Source organism: Lactiplantibacillus dongliensis (assembly GCF_005405105.1).
In the GTDB taxonomy this organism is placed as follows: Bacteria; Bacillota; Bacilli; order Lactobacillales; family Lactobacillaceae; genus Lactiplantibacillus; species Lactiplantibacillus dongliensis.
Genome location: NZ_BJDK01000006.1, coordinates 80,836 through 106,406 on the forward strand (window position 1 = coordinate 80,836; position 25,571 = coordinate 106,406).

The 25,571-nt window shown below is 44.1% G+C and carries 27 protein-coding genes, 1 other RNA gene and 1 other annotated feature; of the genes, 7 read left to right on the top strand and 21 right to left on the bottom strand.

Going from position 1 to position 25,571, the window contains the following annotated elements; translation table 11 throughout:
- Positions 1–202: 202 nt before the first annotated feature.
- The 3 genes from ffs to FFM80_RS03250 all read right to left on the bottom strand — a co-directional run bounded on the left by ffs (position 203) and on the right by FFM80_RS03250 (position 1,459).
- An RNA gene (gene ffs, locus FFM80_RS03240) (signal recognition particle sRNA small type) lies at positions 203–289 on the bottom strand.
- 53 nt (positions 290–342) lie between these two features.
- Positions 343–849, bottom strand: coding sequence for a tRNA adenosine(34) deaminase TadA (gene tadA / locus FFM80_RS03245; RefSeq protein ID WP_223877286.1), 507 nt, complete (start codon positions 847–849; stop codon positions 343–345).
- Between the two features lies 1 nt (position 850).
- Positions 851–1,459: a class I SAM-dependent methyltransferase gene (locus FFM80_RS03250; RefSeq protein WP_137639487.1), complete on the bottom strand. Its 609-nt coding sequence runs from the start codon at positions 1,457–1,459 to the stop codon at positions 851–853.
- A 224-nt stretch (positions 1,460–1,683) separates the two neighbouring features.
- On the opposite strand from FFM80_RS03250, the gene FFM80_RS03255 reads away from it, so the two are divergent.
- The 4 genes from FFM80_RS03255 (at position 1,684) to FFM80_RS03270 (ending at position 5,915) form a co-directional block, all read left to right on the top strand.
- The gene (locus FFM80_RS03255) at positions 1,684–1,914 is read left to right on the top strand and encodes a redoxin NrdH (RefSeq protein ID WP_137636264.1); all 231 of its coding nucleotides are present in this window, start codon (positions 1,684–1,686) and stop codon (positions 1,912–1,914) included.
- A 128-nt stretch (positions 1,915–2,042) separates the two neighbouring features.
- Positions 2,043–4,211 carry a class 1b ribonucleoside-diphosphate reductase subunit alpha gene (gene nrdE / locus FFM80_RS03260; protein WP_137639488.1) on the top strand — a complete coding sequence of 723 codons (2,169 nt, stop codon included), beginning with the start codon at positions 2,043–2,045 and terminating at the stop codon, positions 4,209–4,211.
- A 29-nt stretch (positions 4,212–4,240) separates the two neighbouring features.
- A complete protein-coding gene (gene nrdF / locus FFM80_RS03265; protein WP_137639489.1) occupies positions 4,241–5,251 on the top strand; it encodes a class 1b ribonucleoside-diphosphate reductase subunit beta in 1,011 nt (336 codons plus the stop codon).
- 88 nt (positions 5,252–5,339) lie between these two features.
- Positions 5,340–5,915: an LOG family protein gene (locus FFM80_RS03270; protein ID WP_137639490.1), complete on the top strand. Its 576-nt coding sequence runs from the start codon at positions 5,340–5,342 to the stop codon at positions 5,913–5,915.
- 76 nt (positions 5,916–5,991) lie between these two features.
- On the opposite strand, the gene mprF is transcribed toward FFM80_RS03270, so the two are convergent.
- From mprF to FFM80_RS03360, 18 genes are all read right to left on the bottom strand, one after another.
- The gene (mprF, locus tag FFM80_RS03275; protein ID WP_137639491.1) at positions 5,992–8,613 is read right to left on the bottom strand and encodes a bifunctional lysylphosphatidylglycerol flippase/synthetase MprF; all 2,622 of its coding nucleotides are present in this window, start codon (positions 8,611–8,613) and stop codon (positions 5,992–5,994) included.
- Between the two features lie 533 nt (positions 8,614–9,146).
- Positions 9,147–9,515 carry a 50S ribosomal protein L7/L12 gene (rplL, locus tag FFM80_RS03280; RefSeq protein ID WP_057706897.1) on the bottom strand — a complete coding sequence of 123 codons (369 nt, stop codon included), beginning with the start codon at positions 9,513–9,515 and terminating at the stop codon, positions 9,147–9,149.
- Between the two features lie 51 nt (positions 9,516–9,566).
- Positions 9,567–10,070, bottom strand: a complete 504-nt coding sequence (rplJ, locus tag FFM80_RS03285; protein WP_137639492.1) for a 50S ribosomal protein L10 — start codon at positions 10,068–10,070, stop codon at positions 9,567–9,569.
- 28 nt (positions 10,071–10,098) lie between these two features.
- Positions 10,099–10,215: a sequence feature (ribosomal protein L10 leader region), on the bottom strand.
- A 57-nt stretch (positions 10,216–10,272) separates the two neighbouring features.
- Positions 10,273–10,962, bottom strand: a complete 690-nt coding sequence (gene rplA / locus FFM80_RS03290) for a 50S ribosomal protein L1 (RefSeq protein WP_137635901.1) — start codon at positions 10,960–10,962, stop codon at positions 10,273–10,275.
- Between the two features lie 100 nt (positions 10,963–11,062).
- Positions 11,063–11,488, bottom strand: coding sequence for a 50S ribosomal protein L11 (rplK, locus tag FFM80_RS03295; RefSeq protein WP_137606316.1), 426 nt, complete (start codon positions 11,486–11,488; stop codon positions 11,063–11,065).
- Positions 11,489–11,589: 101 nt separating this feature from the next.
- Positions 11,590–12,447: an alpha/beta hydrolase gene (locus FFM80_RS03300; protein WP_379852959.1), complete on the bottom strand. Its 858-nt coding sequence runs from the start codon at positions 12,445–12,447 to the stop codon at positions 11,590–11,592.
- A 53-nt stretch (positions 12,448–12,500) separates the two neighbouring features.
- Positions 12,501–13,049, bottom strand: coding sequence for a transcription termination/antitermination protein NusG (nusG, locus tag FFM80_RS03305; protein WP_137639494.1), 549 nt, complete (start codon positions 13,047–13,049; stop codon positions 12,501–12,503).
- Between the two features lie 106 nt (positions 13,050–13,155).
- Entirely contained in the window at positions 13,156–13,341 is a 186-nt protein-coding gene (secE, locus tag FFM80_RS03310; protein ID WP_137635898.1) for a preprotein translocase subunit SecE, read from the bottom strand.
- A gap of 11 nt (positions 13,342–13,352) precedes the next feature.
- A complete protein-coding gene (gene rpmG, locus FFM80_RS03315) occupies positions 13,353–13,502 on the bottom strand; it encodes a 50S ribosomal protein L33 (RefSeq protein ID WP_137635897.1) in 150 nt (49 codons plus the stop codon).
- A 68-nt stretch (positions 13,503–13,570) separates the two neighbouring features.
- Positions 13,571–14,128: a sigma factor gene (locus FFM80_RS03320; RefSeq protein WP_137639495.1), complete on the bottom strand. Its 558-nt coding sequence runs from the start codon at positions 14,126–14,128 to the stop codon at positions 13,571–13,573.
- Positions 14,129–14,318: 190 nt separating this feature from the next.
- The gene (locus FFM80_RS03325) at positions 14,319–14,870 is read right to left on the bottom strand and encodes a YacP-like NYN domain-containing protein (protein ID WP_137639496.1); all 552 of its coding nucleotides are present in this window, start codon (positions 14,868–14,870) and stop codon (positions 14,319–14,321) included.
- Positions 14,871–14,872: 2 nt separating this feature from the next.
- On the bottom strand, positions 14,873–15,658 hold the full coding sequence (gene rlmB / locus FFM80_RS03330) for a 23S rRNA (guanosine(2251)-2'-O)-methyltransferase RlmB (protein WP_137639497.1): 786 nt from the start codon (positions 15,656–15,658) through the stop codon (positions 14,873–14,875).
- Positions 15,648–16,058, bottom strand: coding sequence for a Mini-ribonuclease 3 (locus FFM80_RS03335; RefSeq protein WP_137639498.1), 411 nt, complete (start codon positions 16,056–16,058; stop codon positions 15,648–15,650). Before FFM80_RS03335 ends, rlmB begins: the two co-directional genes overlap by 11 nt.
- Position 16,059: 1 nt before the next feature.
- Positions 16,060–17,472 carry a cysteine--tRNA ligase gene (cysS, locus tag FFM80_RS03340; RefSeq protein ID WP_137639499.1) on the bottom strand — a complete coding sequence of 471 codons (1,413 nt, stop codon included), beginning with the start codon at positions 17,470–17,472 and terminating at the stop codon, positions 16,060–16,062.
- 458 nt (positions 17,473–17,930) lie between these two features.
- Positions 17,931–19,421, bottom strand: coding sequence for a glutamate--tRNA ligase (gltX, locus tag FFM80_RS03345; RefSeq protein WP_137639521.1), 1,491 nt, complete (start codon positions 19,419–19,421; stop codon positions 17,931–17,933).
- Positions 19,422–19,591: 170 nt separating this feature from the next.
- The gene (locus FFM80_RS03350) at positions 19,592–20,788 is read right to left on the bottom strand and encodes a PIN/TRAM domain-containing protein (protein WP_137639500.1); all 1,197 of its coding nucleotides are present in this window, start codon (positions 20,786–20,788) and stop codon (positions 19,592–19,594) included.
- A 20-nt stretch (positions 20,789–20,808) separates the two neighbouring features.
- The gene (gene radA, locus FFM80_RS03355; RefSeq protein WP_137635890.1) at positions 20,809–22,185 is read right to left on the bottom strand and encodes a DNA repair protein RadA; all 1,377 of its coding nucleotides are present in this window, start codon (positions 22,183–22,185) and stop codon (positions 20,809–20,811) included.
- A 113-nt stretch (positions 22,186–22,298) separates the two neighbouring features.
- Positions 22,299–22,835 (bottom strand): dCTP deaminase/dUTPase family protein, encoded by a 537-nt coding sequence (locus tag FFM80_RS03360; RefSeq protein WP_137639501.1) that lies wholly within the window; start codon positions 22,833–22,835, stop codon positions 22,299–22,301.
- 255 nt (positions 22,836–23,090) lie between these two features.
- Between FFM80_RS03360 and FFM80_RS03365 the strand changes: the two genes are divergently transcribed.
- The 3 genes from FFM80_RS03365 to FFM80_RS03375 all read left to right on the top strand — a co-directional run bounded on the left by FFM80_RS03365 (position 23,091) and on the right by FFM80_RS03375 (position 25,476).
- Positions 23,091–23,372 (top strand): GNAT family N-acetyltransferase, encoded by a 282-nt coding sequence (locus FFM80_RS03365; protein WP_137635888.1) that lies wholly within the window; start codon positions 23,091–23,093, stop codon positions 23,370–23,372.
- A 20-nt stretch (positions 23,373–23,392) separates the two neighbouring features.
- Positions 23,393–24,076, top strand: a complete 684-nt coding sequence (gene rpiA, locus FFM80_RS03370) for a ribose-5-phosphate isomerase RpiA (protein ID WP_137639502.1) — start codon at positions 23,393–23,395, stop codon at positions 24,074–24,076.
- A 68-nt stretch (positions 24,077–24,144) separates the two neighbouring features.
- Positions 24,145–25,476 (top strand): C1 family peptidase, encoded by a 1,332-nt coding sequence (locus tag FFM80_RS03375; RefSeq protein ID WP_137639503.1) that lies wholly within the window; start codon positions 24,145–24,147, stop codon positions 25,474–25,476.
- Positions 25,477–25,571 lie beyond the last annotated feature (95 nt).

Here is a 25,571-nt window from a genome sequence, read left to right on the forward strand (position 1 = left end):
ACTTTAGCCCGCCCGATGTTAAATAACCAGTTATTTTGAACACGTCTTGAGTGCTTATTTCTAAGATAATCTACCCAACTTAGGATGTTCAAAACTAATTCGGCAACAACAAACATTACCCCAATGAACACTACTTTTTAACAAATATTTCAATTTAAATAAAAAGCTCTCAACCAAAAGGCTAAGAGCTGTTACATTTCATAAAAACTTAAGGCACAAGATGAAGCAAACTTAGTGCTGCTTCCTTCCGGACCTGACACGATTCGTAAATCCACCCTTGCCTTAAGGCCTTGCGGCAAATACTATAATACATGATTTAGCCAAAGATTGCCAGCCATCCGCTTAATTTTTTTCGTTAGCCGCTCGCCGCGCTTTCTTGGCCGCCTTTTGTCGTTCGCGAATGTCGCGGAAGAACCGTTGCAGCATTTCACCCGCTGGCCGAGCTAAGATTCGTTCATGCACGTCCACTTGATGGTTCAAACGATCATCGCTCAACAACTGATACAAACTATGCACAGCGCCCGCTTTAGGATCACGAGCCCCGTAATAAACTTCGGGAATGCGAGCATTGATAATCGCACCGCTACACATAATGCACGGTTCCAACGTGACATAGAGTTGGCAATCTTCTAAACGCCAACTATGCAAATACTCACAAGCTTCTTGGATGGCTAACACTTCCGCATGTAAGGTCGCATCTTGCCCATGCTCACGCAGATTATGACCACGACCAATAATTTCATCATGGTACACGACAACGGCCCCAATCGGAACTTCCCCAATTAAGTAAGCCATCTTAGCTTCCTGTAATGCTTCACGCATCCACTTCTCTGGATCAGCTGCTGTCACGTTATCCCTCCTTTACACTCTGTAAAATATAGTAGCCTTTGTCTTTTTTGATGATCTGACAATTACCAAAAGTCGCCGTCATTAACTTTCTAGCGGACGGGGCACCTTGCTTTTTTTGTAAAACGACGGTTAACGTGCCATGAGCCACTAAATGTGTTAACGCACCGGTTAGCATCGCATCGACAACCGCCTTGCCGGCACGCACCGGCGGATTCGTTACGATCGCCGCATAGTCTTGGCGCGTGACTTGCTCATAAACATCGGAGGTGTAGATCGACACATTGGTCAACTGATTCAACGCTGCATTCTTACGTGCTAAACTCAAGGCCAACTCATTCACATCGACCATGTCCACCGTCCGTTCGGGAGATTGAAAGGCCAACGCCATGCCGATCGGACCATACCCCGTACCTAAGTCAAGCAACGGTCCCGCTGGTAAACCAGCCGGATCAAACGCTGCTAATAAGGTCCGTGAGCCGTAGTCAACGGTCCGCTTGGAGAAGACACCATTGTCCGTGGTGAACTTAAAGTCGTGATTAAAGATTTCAAAATTCCATTGCTTTTCGTCATGCACAACTTCTGGATTGTGTGTATAATAGTAATTAGTCATTATTGTTTCCTCTAATTTTTAGGTTAGTTCTATGATAACTGATTCTAGGAACAAACGACAAACTTTTTAAATAAAATTAATCTACGGCTAAACGCCGACCCTAACACAATATCTAGTAGCTAGTTATTTTTAAAGCTACCAGATATTGTGTTTTTTGATTGTAATTTCCATAGCATGTTGTATACTAAATTTATCGATTAAACGAATTAAAGGTGGAACAAATTATGAAAAAAATAACTGTATTTACAAAAAATAACTGTATGCAATGCAAGATGACCAAGAAGTTCTTAACGGCCCACCACATTGCCTTTGAAGAAAAAAACATCAATGTTAATCCTGAATACGTCGACTACTTAAAAGACCAAGGCTTCCAAGCCGTACCAGTAGTTGAAATCAATGGTGAAAGTAGTATCGCCGGCTTCCGCCCCGATGCATTGAAGCAACTTGCCGTTTAGTGGTCAACGCTTTTTTGTGTTGCTACATAACTTTTTGTTAATGAATAATGCCGACCCACAATCAATAGGTGTCTACTGATTGTGGGTCGTCCATTTTCCGTCAAAATCAGAGAGAAAGAGGAGTCCTCATGTCTTTAAAAAACTTGCCTGCGGATGTTACCTACTATGATCTAAACAACGAAATCAATATTCCAGTCGATAACCAGATTCCGTTAAATAAGGATCAAGAAGCGTTAGCCGCGTTTCTCGTTCAAAACGTCCAACCCAATACCAAAACTTTCGATAGCTTAAAAAACCGTTTCGACTATTTAGAAACGCATGACTATTTGGAAACTGGCTTTATCGCCAAATATGACTTTGCCTTTATTGAAAAACTATACGCTTACTTAAAGTCCCAAGATTTTCATTTTAAGACCTTCATGGCAGCGTACAAATTTTACGCGCAGTATGCCTTAAAGACTAACGATGGCGACTATTATTTGGAAAACTACATCGACCGTGTCGCCATGAACGCCCTCTACTTTGCTGACGGTGATCCTAAGCTAGCCATGGATCTCGCTGATGAGATTATCCATCAACGTTACCAACCAGCAACGCCGAGCTTCCTAAATGCTGGCCGGTCACGGCGTGGTGAATTAATCTCATGTTTCTTGATTCAATCCACCGATGACATGAATGCGATCGGCCGGACTATTAACTCCGCCTTACAACTTTCTCGAATCGGCGGTGGGGTCGGTATTAACCTCAGTAATTTACGCGGAGCCGGCGATCCAATCAAGCATATTGATGGTGCCGCTAGTGGCGTAGTCCCAGTCATGAAATTATTGGAAGACAGCTTCTCTTACTCCAACCAATTGGGTCAACGTCAAGGTGCGGGGGTCGTTTACTTAAGCGTCTTCCACCCAGATATCATGGCCTTTTTATCCGCTAAAAAAGAAAACGCCGACGAAAAGATTCGCCTAAAGACGTTATCCTTAGGGGTTACGGTACCTGATAAATATTACGAACTGATTCGCGCTGATGCCGATATGTATTTATTCAGTCCTTACGGGGTTGAACGTGAATATGGCGTCCCATTCTCTTACGTCGATCTGACTAAAGAATATGACAACATGGTCAAGAACCCGAACATCAAGAAGACCAAAGTCAAAGCCCGCGACTTAGAAAATGAAATCAGTAAATTACAACAAGAATCCGGCTATCCTTACGTGGTAAACATTGATACTGCTAACCGGGAAAACCCAATTGATGGTAAAATTGTCATGAGTAACTTATGTTCAGAGGTCATGCAAGTCCAAACACCATCACTAATTAACGATCAACAAGAATACGAAAAACTCGGGACCGATATTAGTTGTAACCTTGGTTCCACTAATATCGTCAATTTGATGCAATCCCCTGACTTTGGCCACTCGGTTGAAGCCATGGTCCGGGCCTTAACGTTTGTCACTGACAATTCTAACGTTGACGTGGTACCTTCGATTCAAAAGGGCAACCATCAGGCGCATACAATTGGCTTAGGGGCCATGGGCTTACACGCCTATTTTGCCAAGAACCATTTGGAATACGGCTGTAAAGAAGCGGTTGACTTTACGAATATCTACTTCTTACTCTTGAACTACTGGACATTAAAAGCTTCAAATGAAATTGCCCGCGAACGTCACGAAACCTTCGTTAACTTCGACAAATCTAAATATGCGGATGGCTCTTATTTCGACAAATATACAACACAAGCTTGGCAACCTAAATACGCCAAGACCGCTGAACTATTTGCTGGAATTAAGATTCCAACACAAGCGGATTGGGAAGCTTTAAAAGCAGCAGTCATGCGTGACGGACTTTACCATCAAAATCGGATGGCCGTCGCACCAAATGGGTCAATTTCCTATATCAACGACACGACCGCTAGCTTGCATCCAATCATTAATCGGGTCGAAGAACGACAAGAAAAGAAAATTGGTAAGATATATTATCCCGCTCCTTACCTTTCTAATGATACAATTAACTATTATAAGTCAGCTTATGATACTGATATGCGAAAAGTCATTGATGTCTATGCAGCGGCTCAACAACATGTGGACCAAGGCATGAGCTTAACACTCTTTATGCGCTCGACAATTCCAGCCGGCTTATATGAATGGAAAGACGGCCGCACTGACAAGATGACCACGCGTGACTTAAACATTTTGCGGAACTACGCTCACCGCAAGGGTATCAAGTCAATCTACTACATTCGGACCTTTACCGACGACGACAGTGAAGTCGGCGTCAATGAATGTGAAAGCTGCGTCATTTAAGACATTAGATTTTTAGGAGGACACTAGTTATGGCAACAGATTTGGCTTACTACCAAAAATTGCTCAGTAATGGCAACTATAAAGCGATTAACTGGGATCAGGTTTCAGATGCAATTGATAAAAGTACTTGGGAAAAATTAACGGAACAATTCTGGTTAGATACACGGATTCCAGTTTCTAACGATATGTCAGATTGGCGTAACTTGGATGATGATCATCGTTGGGTGGTTGGCCACGTCTTTGGTGGGTTGACGTTATTAGACACGTTACAATCACAAGATGGGTTACAATCTTTGCGTCGCCACGTTGTCACATCCCATGAAACAGCGGTTTTAAATAACATTCAATTTATGGAATCCGTTCATGCTAAGAGTTATTCAACCATCTTCGAAACTTTGAACACTCCCGATGAGATCAACGAAATCTTCGACTGGAGTGACAGTGAAGAATATCTACAAAACAAGGCTCAATGGATCTACAAACTCTATGATAATTTAGATGAAGATCCTTTGAAGCAAAAGGTTGCCAACGTCTTTCTAGAAACCTTCTTATTCTACTCAGGCTTCTATACCCCACTTTATTACTTGGGGCATAACCAATTGCCAAACGTCGCTGAAATCATCAAATTGATTTTACGGGACGAAAGTGTCCATGGAACCTATATTGGCTATAAATTCCAATTAGGCTTTAAGGAACGCTCTGAAAAAGAACAAGCCGCTTTCAAAGACTGGATGTTTGACTTCCTTTACAAACTCTACGAAAACGAAGAAAATTATGTGCATTTGGTTTATGACCAAGTCGGCTGGTCCGATGAAGTCTTAACCTTTAGTCGCTACAACGCTAACAAGGCCTTGATGAACTTAGGTCAAGATGCCCTCTTCCCAGACACTGCCGATGATGTTAATCCAGTTGTCATGAATGGGATCTCAACGGGGACTTCAAACCACGACTTCTTCTCACAAGTTGGGAATGGCTACCGGTTAGGTCAAGTTGAAGCCATGCAAGACACCGATTATGATATCGGTAACCCCGACGACTAACTGTCATTAGGGTTTAAAAAGGCGCGCGGCTCACCTGAGTCACGCGCCTTTTAGGTTAGTTGACAAACTTTAAATTGGAGGTTTTGCAATGGCAATTCATAATGTCTGTGTCTTTTGTGGCTCGAATTCGGGCCTTGATCCTAAATATGCGGCTAAAACCGTCGCTTTAGGCCAGTATTTAGCTGAAAATGACTATCAACTCGTCTACGGTGGCGGCGACCATGGCTTGATGGGTAAAGTCGCGACTGCAACGCTGGACGCCGGTGGCCGTGTCATCGGCATCATTCCTCGCTTTCTTGTTGAACGGGGCTTGGCTTTAAAGAACGTCACCACGTTTATCGAAACCAAGACAATGAACGAACGCAAAGAAAAAATGCTCCATTTAGCCGACGCCTTCATTGTCTTACCCGGTGGCTTTGGCACGTTTGAAGAGTTCTTACAAATGCTGTCCTGGAGTCAGATGGATATCCATCAAAAACCAATCGCCTTATATAACATCGATGGTTTTTACGATCCCATGGTCGACATGATGAAGATGAGCACTAAGATGGGCTTCGCCCCCACTGAAAATCTAGATCTCTTTATCGATGGTAAAACGTTGCCTGAAATCTTTGCTAAGTTTCAAACATTCAAACACGTCTTACCACCTAAATACACCAATTAAATGCTCGTTACACTAAAAAGGTCGCTAATGACTTGGAATTTTCCAAATCATTAGCGACCTTTTTGAACTTAGCGGACTAACGACGATGATTTAAATTTTGTAACCATTTCGGTACTAAAAATACATGATGACTGTGAGGCCCTTTAACCCGCGTATTCACAACTTGTAACAACTGTAAGACCGTAAAGATCAACGAGTTACGTTTGCGATAAGCAATGTATTTTGGCGCCCAATCTGTCACATACTTCTCTTTATAAGACCGTAACCCTTGAAAGCCGTACAGTTGATAGCCATACTCATAGATCAAATGTGCAATCTTTTCCTGAATAAAACTATACCGTGAGACCCCCACACCAGCTAACGGCGCCATCCCCATATTAAAGCTCGTATATCCTTGATCGCGCGCTTGTTCAAAGAGATGGACAAAAACCGTATCCATGATGCCCGATGGCGCCGCTTGACTCGACCGCATCAAGTCAATCGAGGCCACGTCTTGATTCCCTTGTGGCATGATATTCGCAAATGCCACGATTACTTGATCTGGATTGTAGACAACGGCAACGGGGGCTTGATTCAAATAAGTTTCATCGAAAAAGCCTAATGAGAAGCCCTTTTCCGATTCACCATGCAACCAGCTATCTGAAACCGCCCGTAAAGCCGTCATTGTGGCAGCATCAAACGGCGGTTGTAACACTTTAAACGTATACTGCTCACGAACAAACTTATTCATCAGGGCCCGCTCCCCCCGTAATCGCTTACCGGCCAAGCTAAAGTCGGCCAACTTAACGTGACCTTCTTCACCCGTCTTAATAAAGTCAAAGCCCATTTCATGTAACCGCATCGTCAAGGATTCACTAATCTCATAAAAGACTAACGAGTAGCCATCGCTGTCAGCGTCGTCCATGAGCTGTTCTAAGGCCGGCTGCAGATAGTCCTGGTTACCAAACGGCTCACCCATTAAAATCAGTTTATCGGCCTTCTGTTGGTATAAAAAGATAAGCTGGTCGACGTTATCCACTTGATAGTAGTAAACGAGCTTATCGTTCAAAAACGCCAGTTGCGAGATTTCATTGCCCCCATAGGTCGTTATCACTTGGCGTACCCGGGCAATATCCAACGTTTGACCCAAGCGCGGATTATGACCACTAGCAAAATAGCGATCCATCGCTACTAAAATTAACGCTGCTAAAACCAGCCCGATAATCCCAAAGACCCATAATTTCTGCGACGGGAAAAACAAGGCTGACGGGACCGCATGCCGATGATGAATTTGGGGCGCATTGTAAACGCCGACAATCGTATACAACACAAAGGTCACCACGTAGACGCAACTCACCCATAACGTTTGTCCCCATGAAAAGGCCAAGCGTTGCCGATAATATGCTTTTCGTGACAATGCCACCAGCGCTAAAATAATCACTAGGAAAATAATAAACTTCAGCGAAATCGCATCATAAACGACTAGCCAACGAATCGTATTTAAAATAGCAATCAATAAGACGATCACGGTTGGCCAGAAAGCCTTCTTAACCCGACCAGCCGTCCCTAGAGCGACCCCAATCAATAGAAAGGCCATAATGATGCTGCTGGCTTGGTTGATAAAGAAAAACGTAAACGGATAGACCCGTAAAAAAAGCTTATTATTATAGGCGAAATTCGGTACCGTCGACATGAGCAACATTAAGAAGCCCGATAGATACAGGAATAGCGTCAACGTCATTTGCGCCACCCGTTGAATCGCTACGCGCGGAATGCCTTCCAGCCGCGTGTTAATGCGATGCCCCATATCATGGATAAATAACCCTAAGCCGAATGCAAACGGAATAATATAGTAAAATAACCGATAAAAGAGCAACCAGGCTACCGCATCCGGCCGTGAAACGCCGACCGCCCCTAAGCCGAAAATCATGAAGACATCAAATGACCCGATTCCCCCAGGGACCATCGAAACTTCCCCAACCACGGAGGCAATCACAAATAATGGCACTACCGCTGCAAAGTCAATCGGCAGGTCCATAAAGTTCCCAATCAGTAAGAAGAACAGCACACATCCCGTCCACTCACCAAATGAACCACTTAATAAACGCACCACGTTCCCTAACGTTAACCCATCAAAAAATTCGGAATCATTCACGCGGGTAAAGATAAAAATGGCTGGAAAATAAATTGCGCCACCCACTAGCCAGATCCAGTAACTGTCATAGATCCGACCAATGCCAAAGCCGTACACCAGAACCAGCGAGATCATACAATACAGTGACAATCCCGAAACTAGAAATAGCGCAATCTTTGAAATAGCAAAAACAATTTGCTTTTTAGTTGCCCCTTTATTATAAAAATTAGCGCGTAATGAAGCCCCTAAGACGCCCCCAAAACCACCAATATTTGTAAACGTATTCGTGATCCATCCGGCCTTAGCAATATATGCTGGCGTATAATGGTCTGGTAAAAACTTAGTAATCATCACGTCATACGTCAACATTGGCGTCACCGCGATCATCCCGATAATCACCATACTTAATAGATGCCACCCGCTTTGCGAGGCCAGGGCAACGCCTAATTCAGCCCCAGAAACTTCCTTCGCAATCTTGCCGACTTCAGTAATCACAAACAGTAACACGGAGAAAATAAAAATGGCTTTAATAATCCCCATCCGCTTGTTGATCATGGCGCCTAGTTTTTGCAGCGTTGCTTTCAAAAATCATTCCCCCAATAATCTGATTGTTCCTATTATCGCAATCTTACTGGATTTACACAACCGACCGCTAATATTTCAACCTTAATCTTAACCAGTGACGACTTGGATCGTTGGTTAGTAAGTTCCCCGTTTTCTATAACTACGCAAATGAGTGGTCATTCTCACGGATATATTTAATTCAATATCAGTCAAAGGGACTGGCAATTCCGGCTAGACCAAGTCTAGTTTTGAAGATCACCGTTTGGCTTCAAAATGGCCCCTGGCGTTCCAGCGTTTTAGGAACCAACCGACAGGCGACAACTCTAACTAAAATCAACCGACTTAATCGAGACAACACTCTGTTACTCATTAGCATGCCCAGTATTCACTCATATCAGTTGAAAATTCGGGTACAAAAAATTCTGTACCCGAATTGTACCCGAATTCCAGCTGTGACCATCGACATCAATTAAAAAAATTTGGACAAAAAAAGACCAGACACCCCGTCATTACAACGGGGTGTCTGGTCTAACGTGGCTCTTTAAGTAAGTAAATTACTTAAGAGTTACCACGCCACCAACTTCTTCAAGTTTAGCCTTGATGTCGTTAGCTTCGTCTTCTGAAACGCCTTCCTTAACAACTGAAGGTACGTTGTCAACAAGACCCTTAGCGTCTTTCAAACCAAGACCGGTGATATCGCGAACGGCCTTAATAGCCTTAACCTTTTGGTCACCAGATTCAGTTAATTCAACATCGTATGAATCCTTAGCAGCGGCAGCGTCGCCACCAGCAGCGCCAGCAACAGCAACGGGTGCTGAAGCTGAGACATCGAATTCTTCTTCGATAGCCTTAACTAAGTCGTTTAAATCTGAAATTGATGCTTCTTTTAATGAAGCAATAATACTATCTTTATCAAAAGCCATTTTGTGTTCCTCCATTTTATATGAACTATTTTTTAGTTTACACCAACAGCATTAAGCTGCGTCTTCGTCGCCCTTTTCAGCAATCGCCTTAACAGCGTATGCCACGTTACGAACAGGTGCTTGTAACAAGTTAGCGATAGTAGCCAATAATTCTTCACGTGATGGCATCGTAGCGTATTCTTGAACTTCTTCAAGAGAAGCAACTTTACCTTCGATAACGCCACCCTTTAATTGAAGGGCATCGGCAGTTTTCGCGAAGTTAGCTAAAATCTTAGCTGGTGCAACTGGGTCTTCTTCAGAGAAGGCAACGGCAGTAGGACCAGAAAAGACATCGTTTAAGTCAGCATAACCAGCTTTTTCAGCTGCACGTACCATGATCTTGTTCTTGATAACGCGCATCTTAACACCAGCTTCACGTAATTGCTTACGTAAGTCAGTAACTTGTTCAACTGTCAAACCACGGTAATCTACAACGATAGCAGATACAGCGCTCTTCAATTGTTCTGTGACTTCTTCAACTTCTTTTGCTTTTACAGCAACAGTTTCTTTACTCAACAGATTCACCTCCCAGAATTTTGGTTCAGGGATTTAAAAAAAATCCCTATGTCCACCAAGACATAGAGAAAAAACAATGTCCTCGGCAGGTATCGAATTAAGGCCGTTAAGCCGCCTGAGTCTTAGGTAGAGATATAACTTAACCTCTAGTAATCTATCACAGATCACCCGCGGGGTCAATTGTTTTAATAATTTTTAATCCTTAAAATGTAGCTAAGTCAACACGTACCGCTGGGGTAAAGGTTGATGTCACTACTAAGTTTTGGATGAAAGTCCCACGTACTGAGGCTGGACGAGCTTTAACGATGACATCTTCAATGGTCTTGAAGTTACCAACAAGCTTGTCAGTATCAAATGATACCTTGCCAACAGGAACGTGCACATTACCATCACGGTCAGTCCGGTAAGTCACCTTACCAGCTTTTGAATCACTAACCGCTTTAGTAACATCCATCGTAACCGTCCCAGTCTTAGGGTTAGGCATTAACCCTTTAGGACCAAGAACCCGACCTAAACGACCAACTTGGGCCATCATGTCAGGGGTTGCGATTGCGACATCAAAGTCTAACCAACCGTCTTGGATACGGCTAACTAAGTCAGCTTCACCAACGACGTCAGCACCAGCTGCTTCAGCTTCTTTGGCCTTGTCGCCTTTAGCAAATACGATCACGGTTTGTTCTTTACCGGTACCGTTTGGTAAGACAACTGCACCACGAAGTTGTTGGTCAGCTTGCTTTGTGTCAACGTTTAATTTGAATGCAACTTCAACGGTTGCATCAAACTTTGCGAAATCCATTTTTTTAACCAAGTCTACCGCTTCAGTTACATCGTAAGCTTTGTCACGATCAACGAGCTTAGCGGCGTCTTGGTATTGTTTACTTTTCTTTGCCATCTAAGTGTTTTCCTCCTTGCAAATGTGGTTCAAACGGAGATTTCCTCCCACTTGACACATTCATTTTGATGAAGTGTCCGACATACTCTTCAGTATTGAATTAGCCTTCGACAGTGAATCCCATACTACGAGCAGTACCTTCGATCATGCGCATAGCTGCTTCAACATCAGCTGCGTTTAGATCTTGCATTTTAGTTTCAGCAATTTCCTTAACTTGAGCAGAAGTTACGGTTGCAACTTTGTTCGTGTTAGGTTCGCCAGAACCATGTTCAACACCGGCAGCTTTCTTTAAAAGAACGGCAGCAGGTGGGGTCTTAGTGATGAAGTCGAATGAACGATCTTCGTACACCGTAATCACTACAGGGATGATCATACCTGCTTGATCAGCAGTACGAGCATTGAAATCCTTAGTGAAACCCATGATATTGATACCTGCTTGACCTAATGCTGGGCCAACTGGCGGAGCAGGTGTTGCTTTGCCCGCAGGAATTTGTAATTTAACAACGTTAGCTACTTTTTTAGCCACGAGACATTCCTCCTTAGTCCGTGATGTGGTAAATGGAGCTGAGTTTTTGCTCCTCCCACGTAAACGTGCATACGTGACGCACAAACGATATTCTACCACATCTATTTTTCATCAGCAACTGTTTTCGTTTTATTCGGATATAAAAACTGAACGATTTGCCGATCAACTTCATAATTTTCATGTAACCGTGAATGTCGGGCATTTTTACCATGGACCACAAACTCTTGATATTGACTCACAACTGGTCGTAATAAGAACCGCAATGACAAGGCACTGTTTAACGCAACGGCCCCATCACTCTGCGCATCATCGCCGATATTGCCCGCAATATTCAGATACGAGATCGTATTTGGTAAGCGCTGCAACGTCCGCAAAAAATAATTATAAACCGGCGTCGTCTCTGTTGGGCCACTAGCAGTCAACGGGTGATTCTCAATTGGATACGTATTTTGACCCACTTCACGATCATTGAATGGGGCCCCGATCGTGACGACCTTACGCACTTCTGGCAGATTAACTAAGCGAGCGGCCGTCGTCAAATATTGAAACAGGACCACCCCACCCATCGAATGGGCTACCAAATTCATCGTTTGGACGTGCTCATGAGCTAACAAGTATTTAACCACCGCTAAAACGCCCTGGGCTTGTTGCCGGACACTCACCCGGGGCGTAGCAAAGATTAACTGAACCATCGGCCGATAAGGATCTAAATGACCAGTCACATGCGGCCGATTATGGCGATCAATCATCACCACTAACGACTTATTAGCAATTGAGCCCGTCACAAATCGCTGCAACATACCACCAAACGAAAAGCGATTACCCGCGTACCCTGGAATAAACAAGGTCACGGCGCTATCGTCAGCCGACTGTGGCTGTATCGCCGCCACCAAGTGCTGGGGGCGACCATACTGAACAAATTTAAAACTAATGCGTCCAAGGATGCCGATAATCATCATGCTAAGTACGATTAAAATCAGTTGTGCCACCTTGTCCACCAGCTTACTTTAAATTATTGGATTTGATCAACTTGGTCGAAATCAAGTTCTGTACTAGTTTCACGGCCGAACATGTTGATGTTAACTTTTAACTTCATCTTTTCATTATCAATTTCAGTAACTTCACCAGTCAACCCAGAGAAAGCACCGTCAATAATCGTCACTTGTTCGCCAACTTCGACATTTAATTCGGTATGACGTGCACTCATCCCTAATTGATGCAAGATGCTTTCGGCTTCTTCTGGTAAGAGTGGCGTTGGTTTACTCCCTTGGCCATGTGACCCTAAGAATCCAGTGACACCAGGGGTATTCCGAACAATATACCAAGCTTGGTCGGTCATAACCATTTCCACTAAGACATAACCAGGGAAGACCTTCTTCATTTCAACTTTGTCTTTCCCATTCTTAACTTCGTGGGCTTCTTCTTCGGGCACAACGACACGGAAAATGTTATCTTCCATGCCCATTGATTGGACCCGCGATTCCAAGTTAGAACTAACTTTGTTTTCATAACCAGCGTAAGTGTGCAACACGTACCACTTTTTTTCAACAGATTCGACCATGATTGAACTCCTTTAAAGTATGTTTTTAAGTAAAATAAAAAAACCTCGTCGCAACGAAGTTTTCTCTCAATAACCGTATTATAACAAATTTCTGGTTAAAAAACCATTAATGCCATGAGGTTAACATGGTCAATAACAATTGGATAATCCAGTCAAACAAAGCAAAGAAGGCGATAAAGAACAGTGAGACAGAGATAACTGTCCATGAATCCCGCCGATTTTCTGCCCAAGTTGGCCAGGTTACTTTTTTCATTTCAGTTCCTACAAGACCAAAAAACTTAAATAAGCGCATATAAAATCCCCCTACCGCGTTTCACGATGAAGTGTATGTTGTCCACAGAATTTACAAAACTTCTTAACTTCTAAGCGGTGAGTCCGATTTGGGTTGGCATCAATCGTGTAATTTCGAGAACCACAAACGGTACATGCCAGTGCAACTTTCTTTTGTGCCATCGATACTGACCTCCATAATTAATCAAGCTTAACAGTATCATGGAATTTTTCGAATGTCAATCGAAGGCCTAGCTTGCCAACTGTTGTCGCAACTTCCGCCGACACCGGTCGATGGCATTAATGACCCGCTCCAAATCAACTTGTAACTCAGCTGCAATCTTAACCGGTGCTTTGCCGAGTAACATCGCGGCAAAGACTTCCGCTTCAAACGGTGAACAATAATGCACAAAGTCAGCCAAAACTTGCCGCACATGCACAATATCAACCGCTGCCCCATTAGTAACCAACAAGGCTTCTGTAATTTCTTCTGTTTCTAACGCTAACGATAAAATATCTTGATTCGGTTGCCGCTTTGATGCACATGATCGCCGAATCAAATCCACAATCCGATGATTAAGCAATAGCCGGTAAAAAGCCCCAAAGCTGTGCGTCTGCGCATGATCATACGTCAGTGCTGCATGATACACCATCAAACGGGCCTCTTGCACCCAGTCATCGTGATCGTAATTCTTAATAAAGTAGTTTTGGCGTAGCTTCAGCATGACTGGCAGGTACTGTTCAGTCAAGACGCGAATACTTTGATTATCGCCTTGCGCCGCTAGCCCGATTAATTGCTGTTCCTCCATACCGTTTTCCTCATCTCTAGAATCTAGAAACGGCACCCCAACGTATCTGTAAATTCAATATACACGGGGGTTCACGGCCCGGCAAGCGAACAAACGTTTTAGTTCTCTCATCAAACTTTCGTTATTAATTTGCTAAAATAAAAAAGTTAGCCGGACTTGTAAAAATACAAGCTACCAGCTAACTAATGAATTAATTTTCTGAGTGATGATGCTTCGAATGACCACGTTCTAATTGCTGGCGTAATTGATCCAACGCCGATAATTGGGTGTCATTCCAAGGCGACTTGCGCACCGAACCGCGGTCTTGCGTTTTGATAGCGGTATGGCGTACTTCTTGCAACGCTTCACGCACCCGCTTCCGCAATTCCAAAGCTGGAATCCGTAAGGCCCCTTCGGAAAAGATTACCCACTGTTCCGCCTGGTCACTCGTGGCAACCGTGACTTGCAAAACCCGTGACTGCTTATCAGCTGCCAGCTTTTCAATATAGCTATCCGCCGTTTGATCTTTACTGGTCCAGACAATCTCTAAGTCAGCTTGCCGATAGCTTTTAGAATTTCCCGGCACATACATGGCATCAAAAATCACACTAATATTTAAGCCCGTAATTTTTTTATACTCACTCAATGCGGCTAACAGCTCATCACGCGCTTCTGGTAATCGATCCGTCTGTTTTAGCCGATTCAGTTCCGGCCAATTACCAATCATATTATACGCATCTACAATTAAAAGTTGTTGTTTCATAATTAATGGCCTAGGGGATGCCGTGATGTATAGCCCTGATAAATCAGTAGACTAGCTGCCACACTGGCATTCAAGCTCTGAACATGGCCAATCATTGGAATTGTCAACATTTCATCGACAGTCTTCTTCAATAATGGCGAAATACCTTTGCCTTCATTCCCAATAATCAGTCCAACGGCCCCGCTGGCATCCCATTGACGGTAATCGGTCCCGTTCATATCAGTCCCAAAAATCCAAAGACCTTGTTCCTGTAATTGTTTGACAGTTTGGACCAAGTTAGTAACGCGGGCCACTTTCACGTGTTCAATGGCACCCGTACTCGTCTTCGCCACCGTACTCGTCAATCCCACGGCACGCCGTTTTGGAATAATAATCCCATGGGCCCCGGCGGCGTCGGCGGTCCGCATAATGGATCCTAAATTATGCGGATCTTCAATATTATCCAAGATCAAGAAAAACGGTGCTTCACCCTTGGCCTTCGCAACGGCAAACAAATCATCGATCGTGGCATATTCAAAGGCTGCTACCCCGACTGCGACACCTTGATGATTCGCGTTATCCGTCAATCGATCTAACTTTTGCTTCGGAACATATTGCACAATCAAATGACGCTTCTTCGCAATTTTGGCAATATCATTTAAAACATCGGCTTGTAGACCGCTTTGGATAAACACCTTGTTAATCTGCTGGTCACTCTTAATCGCCGCCATCGCTGGATGACGACCAATCACGAAATCAGCGGGTTCTTTTTCCGGCGCCATTTGGTTCTGTTCATGATTATTTGACATTTGAAACCCTCCCTTCATCAACTTGTTCAATACACCAATGGGCTAACTCCGCAATCCGCGCTGATTGTTTGGTCAATTGTAAATAACCAAAAACCGCCTCAAAACCGGTTGAAATCCGATAAGTCAAGACATCCGTATGTTTAGCTGACGTATGACTTTTGGCATTACGCCCCCGCTTGAAGACGTCAATCTCCGTATCGGTTAACAGATCGGTTGCTTGCATCTGCGCAATCAAGGCTGCTTGGGCCTTAGCGGACACATAGTGAGTCGCATGGTGATGTAACTTGGTTGGCTTCGTATAGCCTAGTTCAATCATGTGTTGTCTAATAAATGGTTCATAAACGGCATCGCCCAAATAAGCTAAAGCAATTCCATTTAATTGTTGATAATCAACTGTCATCTTATTCCTTTCTAAAACGAACCCCTTGGGGCGTATCTTCTAAGATAATCCCTTGGGCCTTCAAATCATCGCGAATCTGATCAGCCTTGGCAAAGTCTTTGGCTTGGCGTGCCGCTTCACGATCATCAATCAAAGCCTGAATATCAGTATCTGCTAAGGTCGCTGGAGCCGTCTCAAAGACAACACCAAACACACCAGCTAATGCCGTCAAAGCCGTCATTAACGCTTGGACCGTCACTTTTTTAACTGTTGCCTGGGCCGCATAGACATTCGCTAGCTTAGCTAATTCATAAACCGCCGCAATCCCATTTTGAACGTTAAAATCGTCATCCATCGCCTGAACATAGGCTGACTTCAAGCTTAATAACTGTTCCGCAACAGCATTATCACTACCGTCAGTCGCATCCTTTAGCCGATACGTCAGATTCGTATACGCATTTTGTAACTTGCTCAGGTTATTAGCCGCGTCATCCAAGTTACCTTGTGTATATTGAATCGGTCGCCGATATTGCGTTGTGGCCATAAAGAAGCGTAACGTCTGTGGATCGATTTGCTTAATAATATCATGAACCGTGACAAAATTACCGAGCGACTTACTCATCTTTTCATTATCATCGCCAACCGTGACGAAGCCGTTGTGCAACCAATAATGAGCAAATGGCTTGCCGGTCTTGGCTTCACTTTGCGCAATTTCATTTTCATGATGCGGGAATTCCAAGTCTTGGCCGCCACCATGAATATCAAAGGTTGCCCCTAAATACTTAGTCGACATCACGGAACATTCGATATGCCACCCAGGGCGTCCGGCGCCCCATGGGGATGGCCAAGAAATTTCATCCGGTTTGGCCGCTTTCCAAAGGGCAAAATCAATCGGATCTTCTTTCCGATCAGTTTCTTCATCGGCGGTATGCTGGCTAGCCCCGACCTCTAAATCATCAATCCGTTGATCAGATAACTTGCCATAATCTTTAAACTTCCGGGTCCGGTAATAGACATCCCCCGCTGATTCATAGGCATAGCCCTTATCGATTAAAACCTTAATAAAATCGATGATTTCTGGAATGTTTTCGGAAGCTCGGGGATGCGCAGTAGCTGGTTCAATATTAACCGCGGCAGTATCTTCCAAGAACGCTTTAATAAACCGATCGGCAATCGCTGGTACCGTAGTATGGTCTTCTTTGGCCCGTTTAATCATCTTATCGTCCACATCGGTGAAGTTCGAGATGTATGTCACTTGGTAGCCCCGATATTCAAAATAACGACGAATCGTATCAAAGGCAATTGCTGAGCGTGCATTTCCAATATGAATATAGTTATAAACGGTTGGACCACAGACGTACATCTTGACGACTCCTGGGGTGATCGGTTTAAAGGGTTCTTTAGTGCGCGTTAGGGTATTAAAAACTGAAATCATACTGCCAACTCCTCTCAAAATTCTAATTTACTTAGTTTAACATGTTTGGCCGGACTTTGGCGCTAGTTGAGTGGGGCCGCTCACGACAGTCCATTTTAAAAATAAGCTGGACTGACTGCAATCATTGAGACTGCTAATTACCCCGCCTCGCCAATTAATTTTGCCACCGACACTAATCATCCCTAGCTATCGCTGCCAGCCTGACCACTTAAATTTTTATCATTAATTTTCCGGAATAAAAAACGTCTTTTGGCTTGCAGGACACTTTTCCTACACTCCAAAAGACGCTTCCGCGTGCTTCCACTCTGGTTCACCGAGTTAACCCGGCCTCATTACAGGGATAACGACCACCCGGCTGTTCTTCGTGATAATCGCACTTCAACTGACCCGACTGACGACATTTTCAGTAGCTGTCGCTTCCTGCACAGTCCTGTCAATTTACTCTTATTATCGAACAGTTATTTTGCGAGTTCAGCGATCATCGCATCTAAGTGCTTGATCGTGGTTTCGCGACCTAATAATTCAATCGTTTCTGGCAATTCAGGACCGTGCATTTCGTGAGAAACGGCAATCCGAATTGGCATGTATAATTGACGGCCTTTAATCTTAGTCGCTTTTTGAATTGACTTGATCGTCTTTTGAATTTCAGTGGCTTCAAAGACATCAATATCTTCAACCCGTTTCCGGAATTCTTTTAAGACGGTTGGTGCCGTTTCAACGGCCAATTCAGCTTTGGCTTCATCATTGATTTCAGCAGGACCATTGAAGAATAAGTCTGCTAAGTCAACGATTTGACCTGTATAGCTCATTTGGTTCTTGAATAATGACACTAATGTCCGCGTCCATTCAATCTGAGCTTGCGTTGGCCGTTTTGGTAACCGACCAGCTTTGATTAATTGTTGGATTGACATTGAGAAGACTTCATTTTCATCGGTCTTCTTAATGTATTGGTTATTAACCCATTCCAACTTTTTACCATCAAAGGAAGCCGGGGACTTGCTCAAACGCTTTTCATCATACATCTTGATGAATTCACGTTTCGTGAACAATTCACTTTCACCCACCGGCGACCAGCCCAATAAAATGATGAAGTTGAGCATGGCTTCTGGTAAGTACCCTAATTCACGATATTGTTCGATGAATTGTAAGACGGTTTCGTCACGTTTACTTAACTTTTTACCGGTTTCGGTATTAATAATTAAGCTCATATGACCAAACTTAGGTGGGTTCCACCCAAAGGCTTCATAAATCATCAATTGCTTAGGCGTGTTGGCCACATGGTCATCACCACGGAAAACGTGGCTGATTTGCATCAAATGATCATCGACAACGACGGCAAAGTTATAAGTTGGCATCCCGTCCCGCTTTTGAATGACGAAATCGCCACCCACAGTCTTGGATTCAAAGGAAACTTCCCCTTTAACCATGTCATCCCAAGCATAGGTCTTGCCTTCTGGGACGTGGAAACGAATCACCGGCGTAATGCCAGCCGCTTTAGCAGCGGCAATCTTAGCTTGCTTTTCGTCTTCCGTCATGCCAGCAAATTCATAGACGTAATGCGGCATTTCTTTGCGCGCTTTTTGAGCTTCGCGTTGCGCTTGCAATTCGTCTTCGGTCATGTAAGACTCGTAAGCCTTACCTTCATCAACTAATTGTTGAATCAACGGATCATAAATTGACTTCCGTTCTGATTGCCGATAAGGGCCAAAATCGCCGCCCTTATCTGGGCCTTCATCCCAGTCAATCCCTAACCAAGTCAAATTATCCATTTGACTCTTTTCACCGTCAGCGACGTTCCGCTTTAAATCGGTGTCTTCAATCCGTAAGATGAACTTTCCTTTATTATGCCGGGCAAATAAATAGTTAAATAACGCTGTCCGGGCATTACCAATGTGTAAATGGCCAGTTGGACTTGGTGCGTAACGCACACGAATCTTGCTCTTTGCCAATGTCATTAACGCCTCTTTCGTTTTTTTGTCAAAGTTAATACAAATTGGAGCTGACTAAACTCCCGGTTTTCGGTGGTTACCGAAACGTGCTCGGCAAGCCTAACAACTCCGCTTGCCTCACACTCTGCCTATTTAGTTTACAATTTTTACCACTAAAAATAAAGTTTCCCCTACGATTTCGTTGCCGCTGGGCGATTATTCTTGTGGTTGGCTTTGTGATTCGGTTGTTTCTTCGATTGTTCATGGGACTTAGTATGTTCCGTCTTGTCTGGAATCCCCCGATTAGCATGGGCTAACCGGGCAAAAATCATCCGACCAGCATCGGTCTGTAAGGCACTGGTGACGACCACGTCGACTTTTTCGTTGATGTAGAACTTCCCATCTTCAACCACGACCATCGTCCCGTCATCCAAATAACCGACCCCTTGTTGCCGTTCACTCCCGTTTTTCACGACCATGACGTTCATTTCTTCACCAGGAATGACGCGCGGCTTCAAGGACTTTGCTAGTTGATTAATATTCAAGACTTGCACATTTTGAAATTCGATCACTTTATTCAAGTTGTAATCATTAGTGACGATAACCCCGTTGACCTTTTTAGCTAATTGAATCAGCTTCGTATCAACTTCTGGGATATCTTCAAAATCGCCTTTATACATCTCAACCGGAATAATATTCTCACTTTGTAGCTTGTTTAAAATATCCAACCCTCGGCGCCCACGTACCCGTTTGATACTGTCCGCGGAATCGGCAATGTATTGTAATTCGTACAGGACAAAGTTAGGTACTAACAATGTTCCTTCTAGAAAACCCGTCTTGACCAAATCATAAATCCGCCCATCAATTAAGATATTAGTATCCAAAATCTTATAATGATGATAGTTTTGATCCGGTTGGGCATCCGTAATATCCGGCTGCGGCTCTTTTTCGCGTCGCCGGAAATTAAAGACCTTCCGCCATTCGTCGATTCGAGTGGTCCCAACGCGGGCGCCAATGTAACCGAAAAATAGCATTAAAATTATTGGGACGACCGTGTTCAGTAAGAATAGTGGACTGCGACTGAATAATTGCGATATCAGAACCGCGATCAGTAACCCAATAATGAACCCCACACTACCAAATAGTAATGTCATTGGATTTTGTTTCGACAAACTCTTTTCGACACGATCAACTAAATGCATCGCCGTGTTGGCTAAGAATAGGGATAAAATCCAGAGGAACAAAGCTCCGATTAGGAAGTTGGTAAAAATGTTGTTTAATAATGAATTTGGTTGCGACCACAGCGTTGTCCATAAATATGGCAAGTAGGTTAAGCCTAATGTCCCACCGACCACAATGAACACCAATCGCACCGTTAACTTTTTCATGGCGTCAGCCCCTTTTCAGTTTAATTTGGCTGTTGTAATGCTAATTGGAGTGCTTCTTTTAGTGTTGACACCCCAATAACTTCAATCCCTTTAGGAATATCCCAGCCTTGCAAATTATTCTTCGGGATAAAGATTCGTTTAAATCCTAACTTGGTGGCTTCACCGACCCGTTGTTCAATCCGATTAACCCGCCGAATTTCACCGGTTAACCCAACTTCACCAACGAAACAGTCACTCGGCCGCGTCTGTTGGTCACGATAACTGGAGGCGACACTCATGGCAATTGCCAAATCAATCGCCGGTTCATCAAGCTTGACACCCCCGGCTGCTTTCAAGTAAGCATCCTGATTCTGCAACATTAAGTTAGCCCGTTTTTCTAAAACGGCCATAATCAAGGAAACCCGATTATGATCTAAGCCGCTGGCCGTACGCTTCGCATTGCCGAATACCGTCGGCGTGACTAAGGCCTGAACTTCAACCAATATTGGCCGCGTCCCTTCCATTGAAACAACAATCGCCGAACCAGTCGCATCCTTCAATCGTTCTTCCAAGAAGATTTCCGATGGGTTGGCAACTTCAGCCAAGCCCGCAGTTCGCATCTCAAAAATACCGAGTTCATTCGTCGATCCGAACCGGTTTTTAACGGCCCGTAAGATCCGGTACGTATGATGCAAATCACCTTCAAAGTACAACACCGTATCCACCATATGTTCCAAAATCTTGGGACCAGCGATGGCGCCCCCCTTGGTTACATGACCCACGATAAAAATCGTGATGCCATTGGTCTTGGCAATCTGTAGCAATTCGGCCGTAATCTCACGAATCTGTGATACGGAGCCAATCGCCGAAGTGATATCTGGCTCCTGCATCGTTTGCACCGAATCAATGACTACATACTGGGGTTTGATGGATTCAATCGTTGCGCGAATATTACTCATATCCGTTTCGGGATACAAGTAAAAGTCTTCACTTTCAACTTTTAACCGATCCGCGCGCATCTTCACTTGTGACGCACTTTCTTCACCGGTGACATATAAGACTGAGCCACCAGTTTCAGCGAGTTGTCCCGACACTTGCAAGAGTAACGTGGATTTACCAATCCCAGGATCCCCACCAATTAAGACTAAGGAACCCGGCACCACGCCGCCACCCAAGACCCGATTAAATTCACGTAACTTGGTCTTCACCCGCGGCGTCTTCGACATGGTCACTTCTTTGAGCCGTTGCGGCTTGGCTGCTTTGCCAGCAAAGCTGACCCGGGATTTGCGATCGGGCTTGTTATCAAAATGTTCTTCTGCTAAAGTATTCCATTCACCACAGTTTGGACAGCGTCCCAAGTACCGGGGCGTTGAGTAACCGCAATTAGAACAAACAAATTGCGTTTTTGCTTTTGCCACTAACTCTTTTCCTCCAATCCAACCGCTCAACCAATGATTAAACACGTACAATTATATTTTACCATTAATAGCGGTGAAAGCCGTCAAAATCACCGGTTTTAACCTTTTTTTAGCTATTTACCACTAGAACCGAAACCGCCTGTGCGCGTTGCTTGCACTTCAGCTTCATCAGTTGCCGTTAAATAAGCGGTAAAGATGCCTTGACCAATCCGTTCGCCCTTCTTAATATGCACATCGCGAATGCCCAAATTGACCAATTGAATGAAGATTTCGCCTTCGTTCTTAGGATTATCATAATAATCCGCATCGATGATCCCAACCCCATTGGGTAAGATCAGCCCGCGTTTGAGCGGATTGCTTGACCGATTGGCAATCATTAAGTATTCACCATCATTCATATACGCTTTAATCCCGGTTGGCACTAAGTACGGCTTCAAGGTTTTAGCCGCCGCATCGAGATCAGCGGTTGAGCTGGTTTCGCCATGCCGTAATTGCCATAAGACTTTGATAAAGTTCAGCTTCCAGATTGATGGCAGTGTGAAATCCGTTGCCGCTTCAAAGTCGTAACCGGCCGCTTGCTTCGTTGTCCGATACGGAACATGCAAGTCGGCCTGCGCATACTTACTAACAATTTTAAATCCACGTGACATTGGTTGACCCCTACTTTCAATTTATAATCGTCATTTTCTTGATTAGCGATGCTGATTTCATTAATACCAGGCTTAGCCCCTGACACTAATAGTTACGTTTTATTCGTCTCAAGTCATTAATCTTTTTAGGCTAAATCTTAGTTATCGATAGTGTTCACATTCTACCATACTTTCAGGCGAAGTTTCGTTGACAAAACCGGCAATAACCCGTTTAATAAACTTGAGACTTAAAACCCTTTCAAGGTGGTGACGGTAATGGAATTTACACGCGAACCAAACCGGTTTTACTTTAATGATGATGAAGGCCGGTTAGCCGGTGAAATCACTTTTCCGGCAATTGATGATGGTCAAGTTTGGGTGATTGAGCATACGTTTGTCCGCGATGACTTCGGCCATCAAGGACTCGCCGCTAAATTGACTTTAGCAGTGATTGACGCCGCTAAAGCCGAACACAAACAAATTCAGCCACTCTGTACGTATGCCAAGGCGTTTTTTGACAAACACCCCGAGTACGCAGACTTAGTGGTCACTAAATAACTTTAAGGAGTTCACATCTTATGAATCAAGATCAATTAAAACAACTCGTCGGTCAAAAAGCCGTGGAATACATTAAAGACGGCATGCAAGTTGGCCTTGGGACCGGCTCCACCGTTAAATTCATGGTCGACGCGCTTGGTGAACGGGTCAAAAATGAACATTTGAACATTGTCGGCGTCTCCACTTCCGAACGGACCGCCGCTCAAGCTAAAAGTTTAGGCATTCCGATGAAGTCCGTTGACGATGTCGATCATTTGGACCTAACCATTGATGGTGCTGATGAAATTTCAGCCGACTATCAAGGGGTCAAAGGTGGCGGGGCGGCCCTCTTATTTGAAAAGATCGTGGCCATCAACTCTGATAAAGTCATGTGGATTGTCGATGAAAGTAAAATGGTTGACCAACTCGGCGCTTTCGGCTTACCCGTTGAAGTGATTCCTTACGGGAGTCAGCATGTCTTTGAAAAAATGGCGGCCAAAGGTTACCATCCTGAATTCCGGAAAGTTAATGGTGAGTTCGTCCGGACTGATTCTAATAATTACATCATTGACTTACATTTAAATCCAATTACCAAGCCTCATGACTTAGCTGAAGATTTAATCCATATGGTCGGCGTCGTTGAACACGGGCTCTTCTTAGACATGGTCAATACCATTATTGTCGGCCATGCCGACGGTCCGGAAGTCATCACGGCACGCCCATAATCGTTAGACTTGCCGGAAATTAATGAAACCGATACAATGAGAATAACATTAAAGGAGTGTGAAGATTTTTGAGTAAAGCAATTAGTATGGATCAAATCGCCAACTATCAAGCTGACCTTGATCAACATCCCGCTGCTAAAGTTATCGAACGCAGCGTCACCAAGAACGGAATCTTAGCCAGCAGCCAAGATATCCCAGCCATGAGTCAAACGACCCCCGTCTTCTCCATTGATTTGGATACTGGCGGCGTCGCTAACCAAAAGCAAAGTGGCCGTTGCTGGATGTTTGCCGCCTTAAACACGATGCGGCACGCCTTAGCTGACAAGTTCAAGTTAAAGAACTTCGAATTGTCACAAAACTACACGTTCTTCTGGGACAAATTCGAAAAGGCCAACTACTTCTATGAAAACGTCTTAGCCACCGCTGATCAACCAACCAGCAGTCGGAAAGTCGCTTGGTTAATGACCACCCCTCAACAAGATGGTGGTCAATGGGACATGTTAGTCGCGCTGATCCAAAAATACGGGATCGTGCCTAAGAGTGTCATGCCTGAAACTTACAACAGTTCCAAGTCTGCTGAAATCAATAGCACCTTGAACTTAAAGTTACGCAAAGATGCCGTTGAATTACGGGAATTAGTGGCCGCTAAAGCGTCCGCTGACGATATCCAAGCGCGCAAAGAAAAGATGCTTAACGAAGTTTATCGGATGTTGGCTTACGCTTTTGGCGAACCCGCAACCGAATTCGACTGGGAATACCGCGATGATGATAAGAACTATCACATCGACAAGGGCTTAACCCCACAAAGCTTCTTCAAGAAGTATATCGGCTGGAACTTAGATGACTACGTTTCAATCATCAACGCCCCTACCGACGACAAGCCATATAACCATACTTACACGATTGAAATGTTAGGTAACGTTTTAGGCGGTCGCGAAGTCAAGCATTTGAACGTCTCAATGGCAGACTTCAAACAACTTGCCATCAAGCAATTGCAAGCTGGCCAAAGTGTCTGGTTCGGTTGTGATGTTGGTCAATCTTCTGATCGTCAAAAAGGCGTGATGGCTACTGACGTTTACAGTAAAGACGAATTATTCGACGTTGATCTCTCAATGTCCAAAGCTGAACGTCTGGACTACGGTGAAAGCTTAATGACCCATGCCATGGTGATCACCGGGGTCGACTTGGTCGATGGTCAACCAACCAAATGGAAGGTTGAAAACAGCTGGGGTGATAAAGTCGGCGAAAAGGGCTTCTTCGTGATGAGCGATGCCTGGATGGACGAATATTGCTACCAAGTTGTTGTTAACAAGCAATTCTTATCTGACGACTTGAAGGCCGCCCAAGCCGAGGAACCAACAGTCTTGGCCCCTTGGGATCCAATGGGCGCATTAGCCTAACGTGAGTAGACCAACGGATTGGAGACAAGCATTGGTTTGATGTCACAAGTGAAATTTCCAATCGGTCCAAACACGTTTCAACAACTAAAAAAAAA

Bases quoted from the DNA above. Each gene is read 5' to 3' on its own strand.
- rpmG (WP_137635897.1), bottom strand. From the start codon at position 13,502: ATGGCACAAAAGAAAGTTGCACTGGCATGTACCGTTTGTGGTTCTCGA.
- secE (WP_137635898.1), bottom strand. From the start codon at position 13,341: ATGCGCTTATTTAAGTTTTTTGGTCTTGTAGGAACTGAAATGAAAAAA.
- nrdE (WP_137639488.1), top strand. From the start codon at position 2,043: ATGTCTTTAAAAAACTTGCCTGCGGATGTTACCTACTATGATCTAAAC.
- nusG (WP_137639494.1), bottom strand. From the start codon at position 13,049: ATGGTCGAATCTGTTGAAAAAAAGTGGTACGTGTTGCACACTTACGCT.
- FFM80_RS03360 (WP_137639501.1), bottom strand. From the start codon at position 22,835: ATGTCACGTGGATTTAAAATTGTTAGTAAGTATGCGCAGGCCGACTTG.
- rplA (WP_137635901.1), bottom strand. From the start codon at position 10,962: ATGGCAAAGAAAAGTAAACAATACCAAGACGCCGCTAAGCTCGTTGAT.
- rplL (WP_057706897.1), bottom strand. From the start codon at position 9,515: ATGGCTTTTGATAAAGATAGTATTATTGCTTCATTAAAAGAAGCATCA.
- FFM80_RS03270 (WP_137639490.1), top strand. From the start codon at position 5,340: ATGGCAATTCATAATGTCTGTGTCTTTTGTGGCTCGAATTCGGGCCTT.
- FFM80_RS03320 (WP_137639495.1), bottom strand. From the start codon at position 14,128: ATGGAGGAACAGCAATTAATCGGGCTAGCGGCGCAAGGCGATAATCAA.
- FFM80_RS03300 (WP_379852959.1), bottom strand. From the start codon at position 12,447: ATGATGATTATCGGCATCCTTGGACGCATTAGTTTTAAATTTGTTCAG.
- rpiA (WP_137639502.1), top strand. From the start codon at position 23,393: ATGAATCAAGATCAATTAAAACAACTCGTCGGTCAAAAAGCCGTGGAA.
- FFM80_RS03350 (WP_137639500.1), bottom strand. From the start codon at position 20,788: ATGAAAAAGTTAACGGTGCGATTGGTGTTCATTGTGGTCGGTGGGACA.
- FFM80_RS03365 (WP_137635888.1), top strand. From the start codon at position 23,091: ATGGAATTTACACGCGAACCAAACCGGTTTTACTTTAATGATGATGAA.
- nrdF (WP_137639489.1), top strand. From the start codon at position 4,241: ATGGCAACAGATTTGGCTTACTACCAAAAATTGCTCAGTAATGGCAAC.
- FFM80_RS03250 (WP_137639487.1), bottom strand. From the start codon at position 1,459: ATGACTAATTACTATTATACACACAATCCAGAAGTTGTGCATGACGAA.
- rlmB (WP_137639497.1), bottom strand. From the start codon at position 15,658: ATGTCAAATAATCATGAACAGAACCAAATGGCGCCGGAAAAAGAACCC.
- FFM80_RS03255 (WP_137636264.1), top strand. From the start codon at position 1,684: ATGAAAAAAATAACTGTATTTACAAAAAATAACTGTATGCAATGCAAG.
- cysS (WP_137639499.1), bottom strand. From the start codon at position 17,472: ATGATTTCAGTTTTTAATACCCTAACGCGCACTAAAGAACCCTTTAAA.
- FFM80_RS03325 (WP_137639496.1), bottom strand. From the start codon at position 14,870: ATGAAACAACAACTTTTAATTGTAGATGCGTATAATATGATTGGTAAT.
- FFM80_RS03335 (WP_137639498.1), bottom strand. From the start codon at position 16,058: ATGACAGTTGATTATCAACAATTAAATGGAATTGCTTTAGCTTATTTG.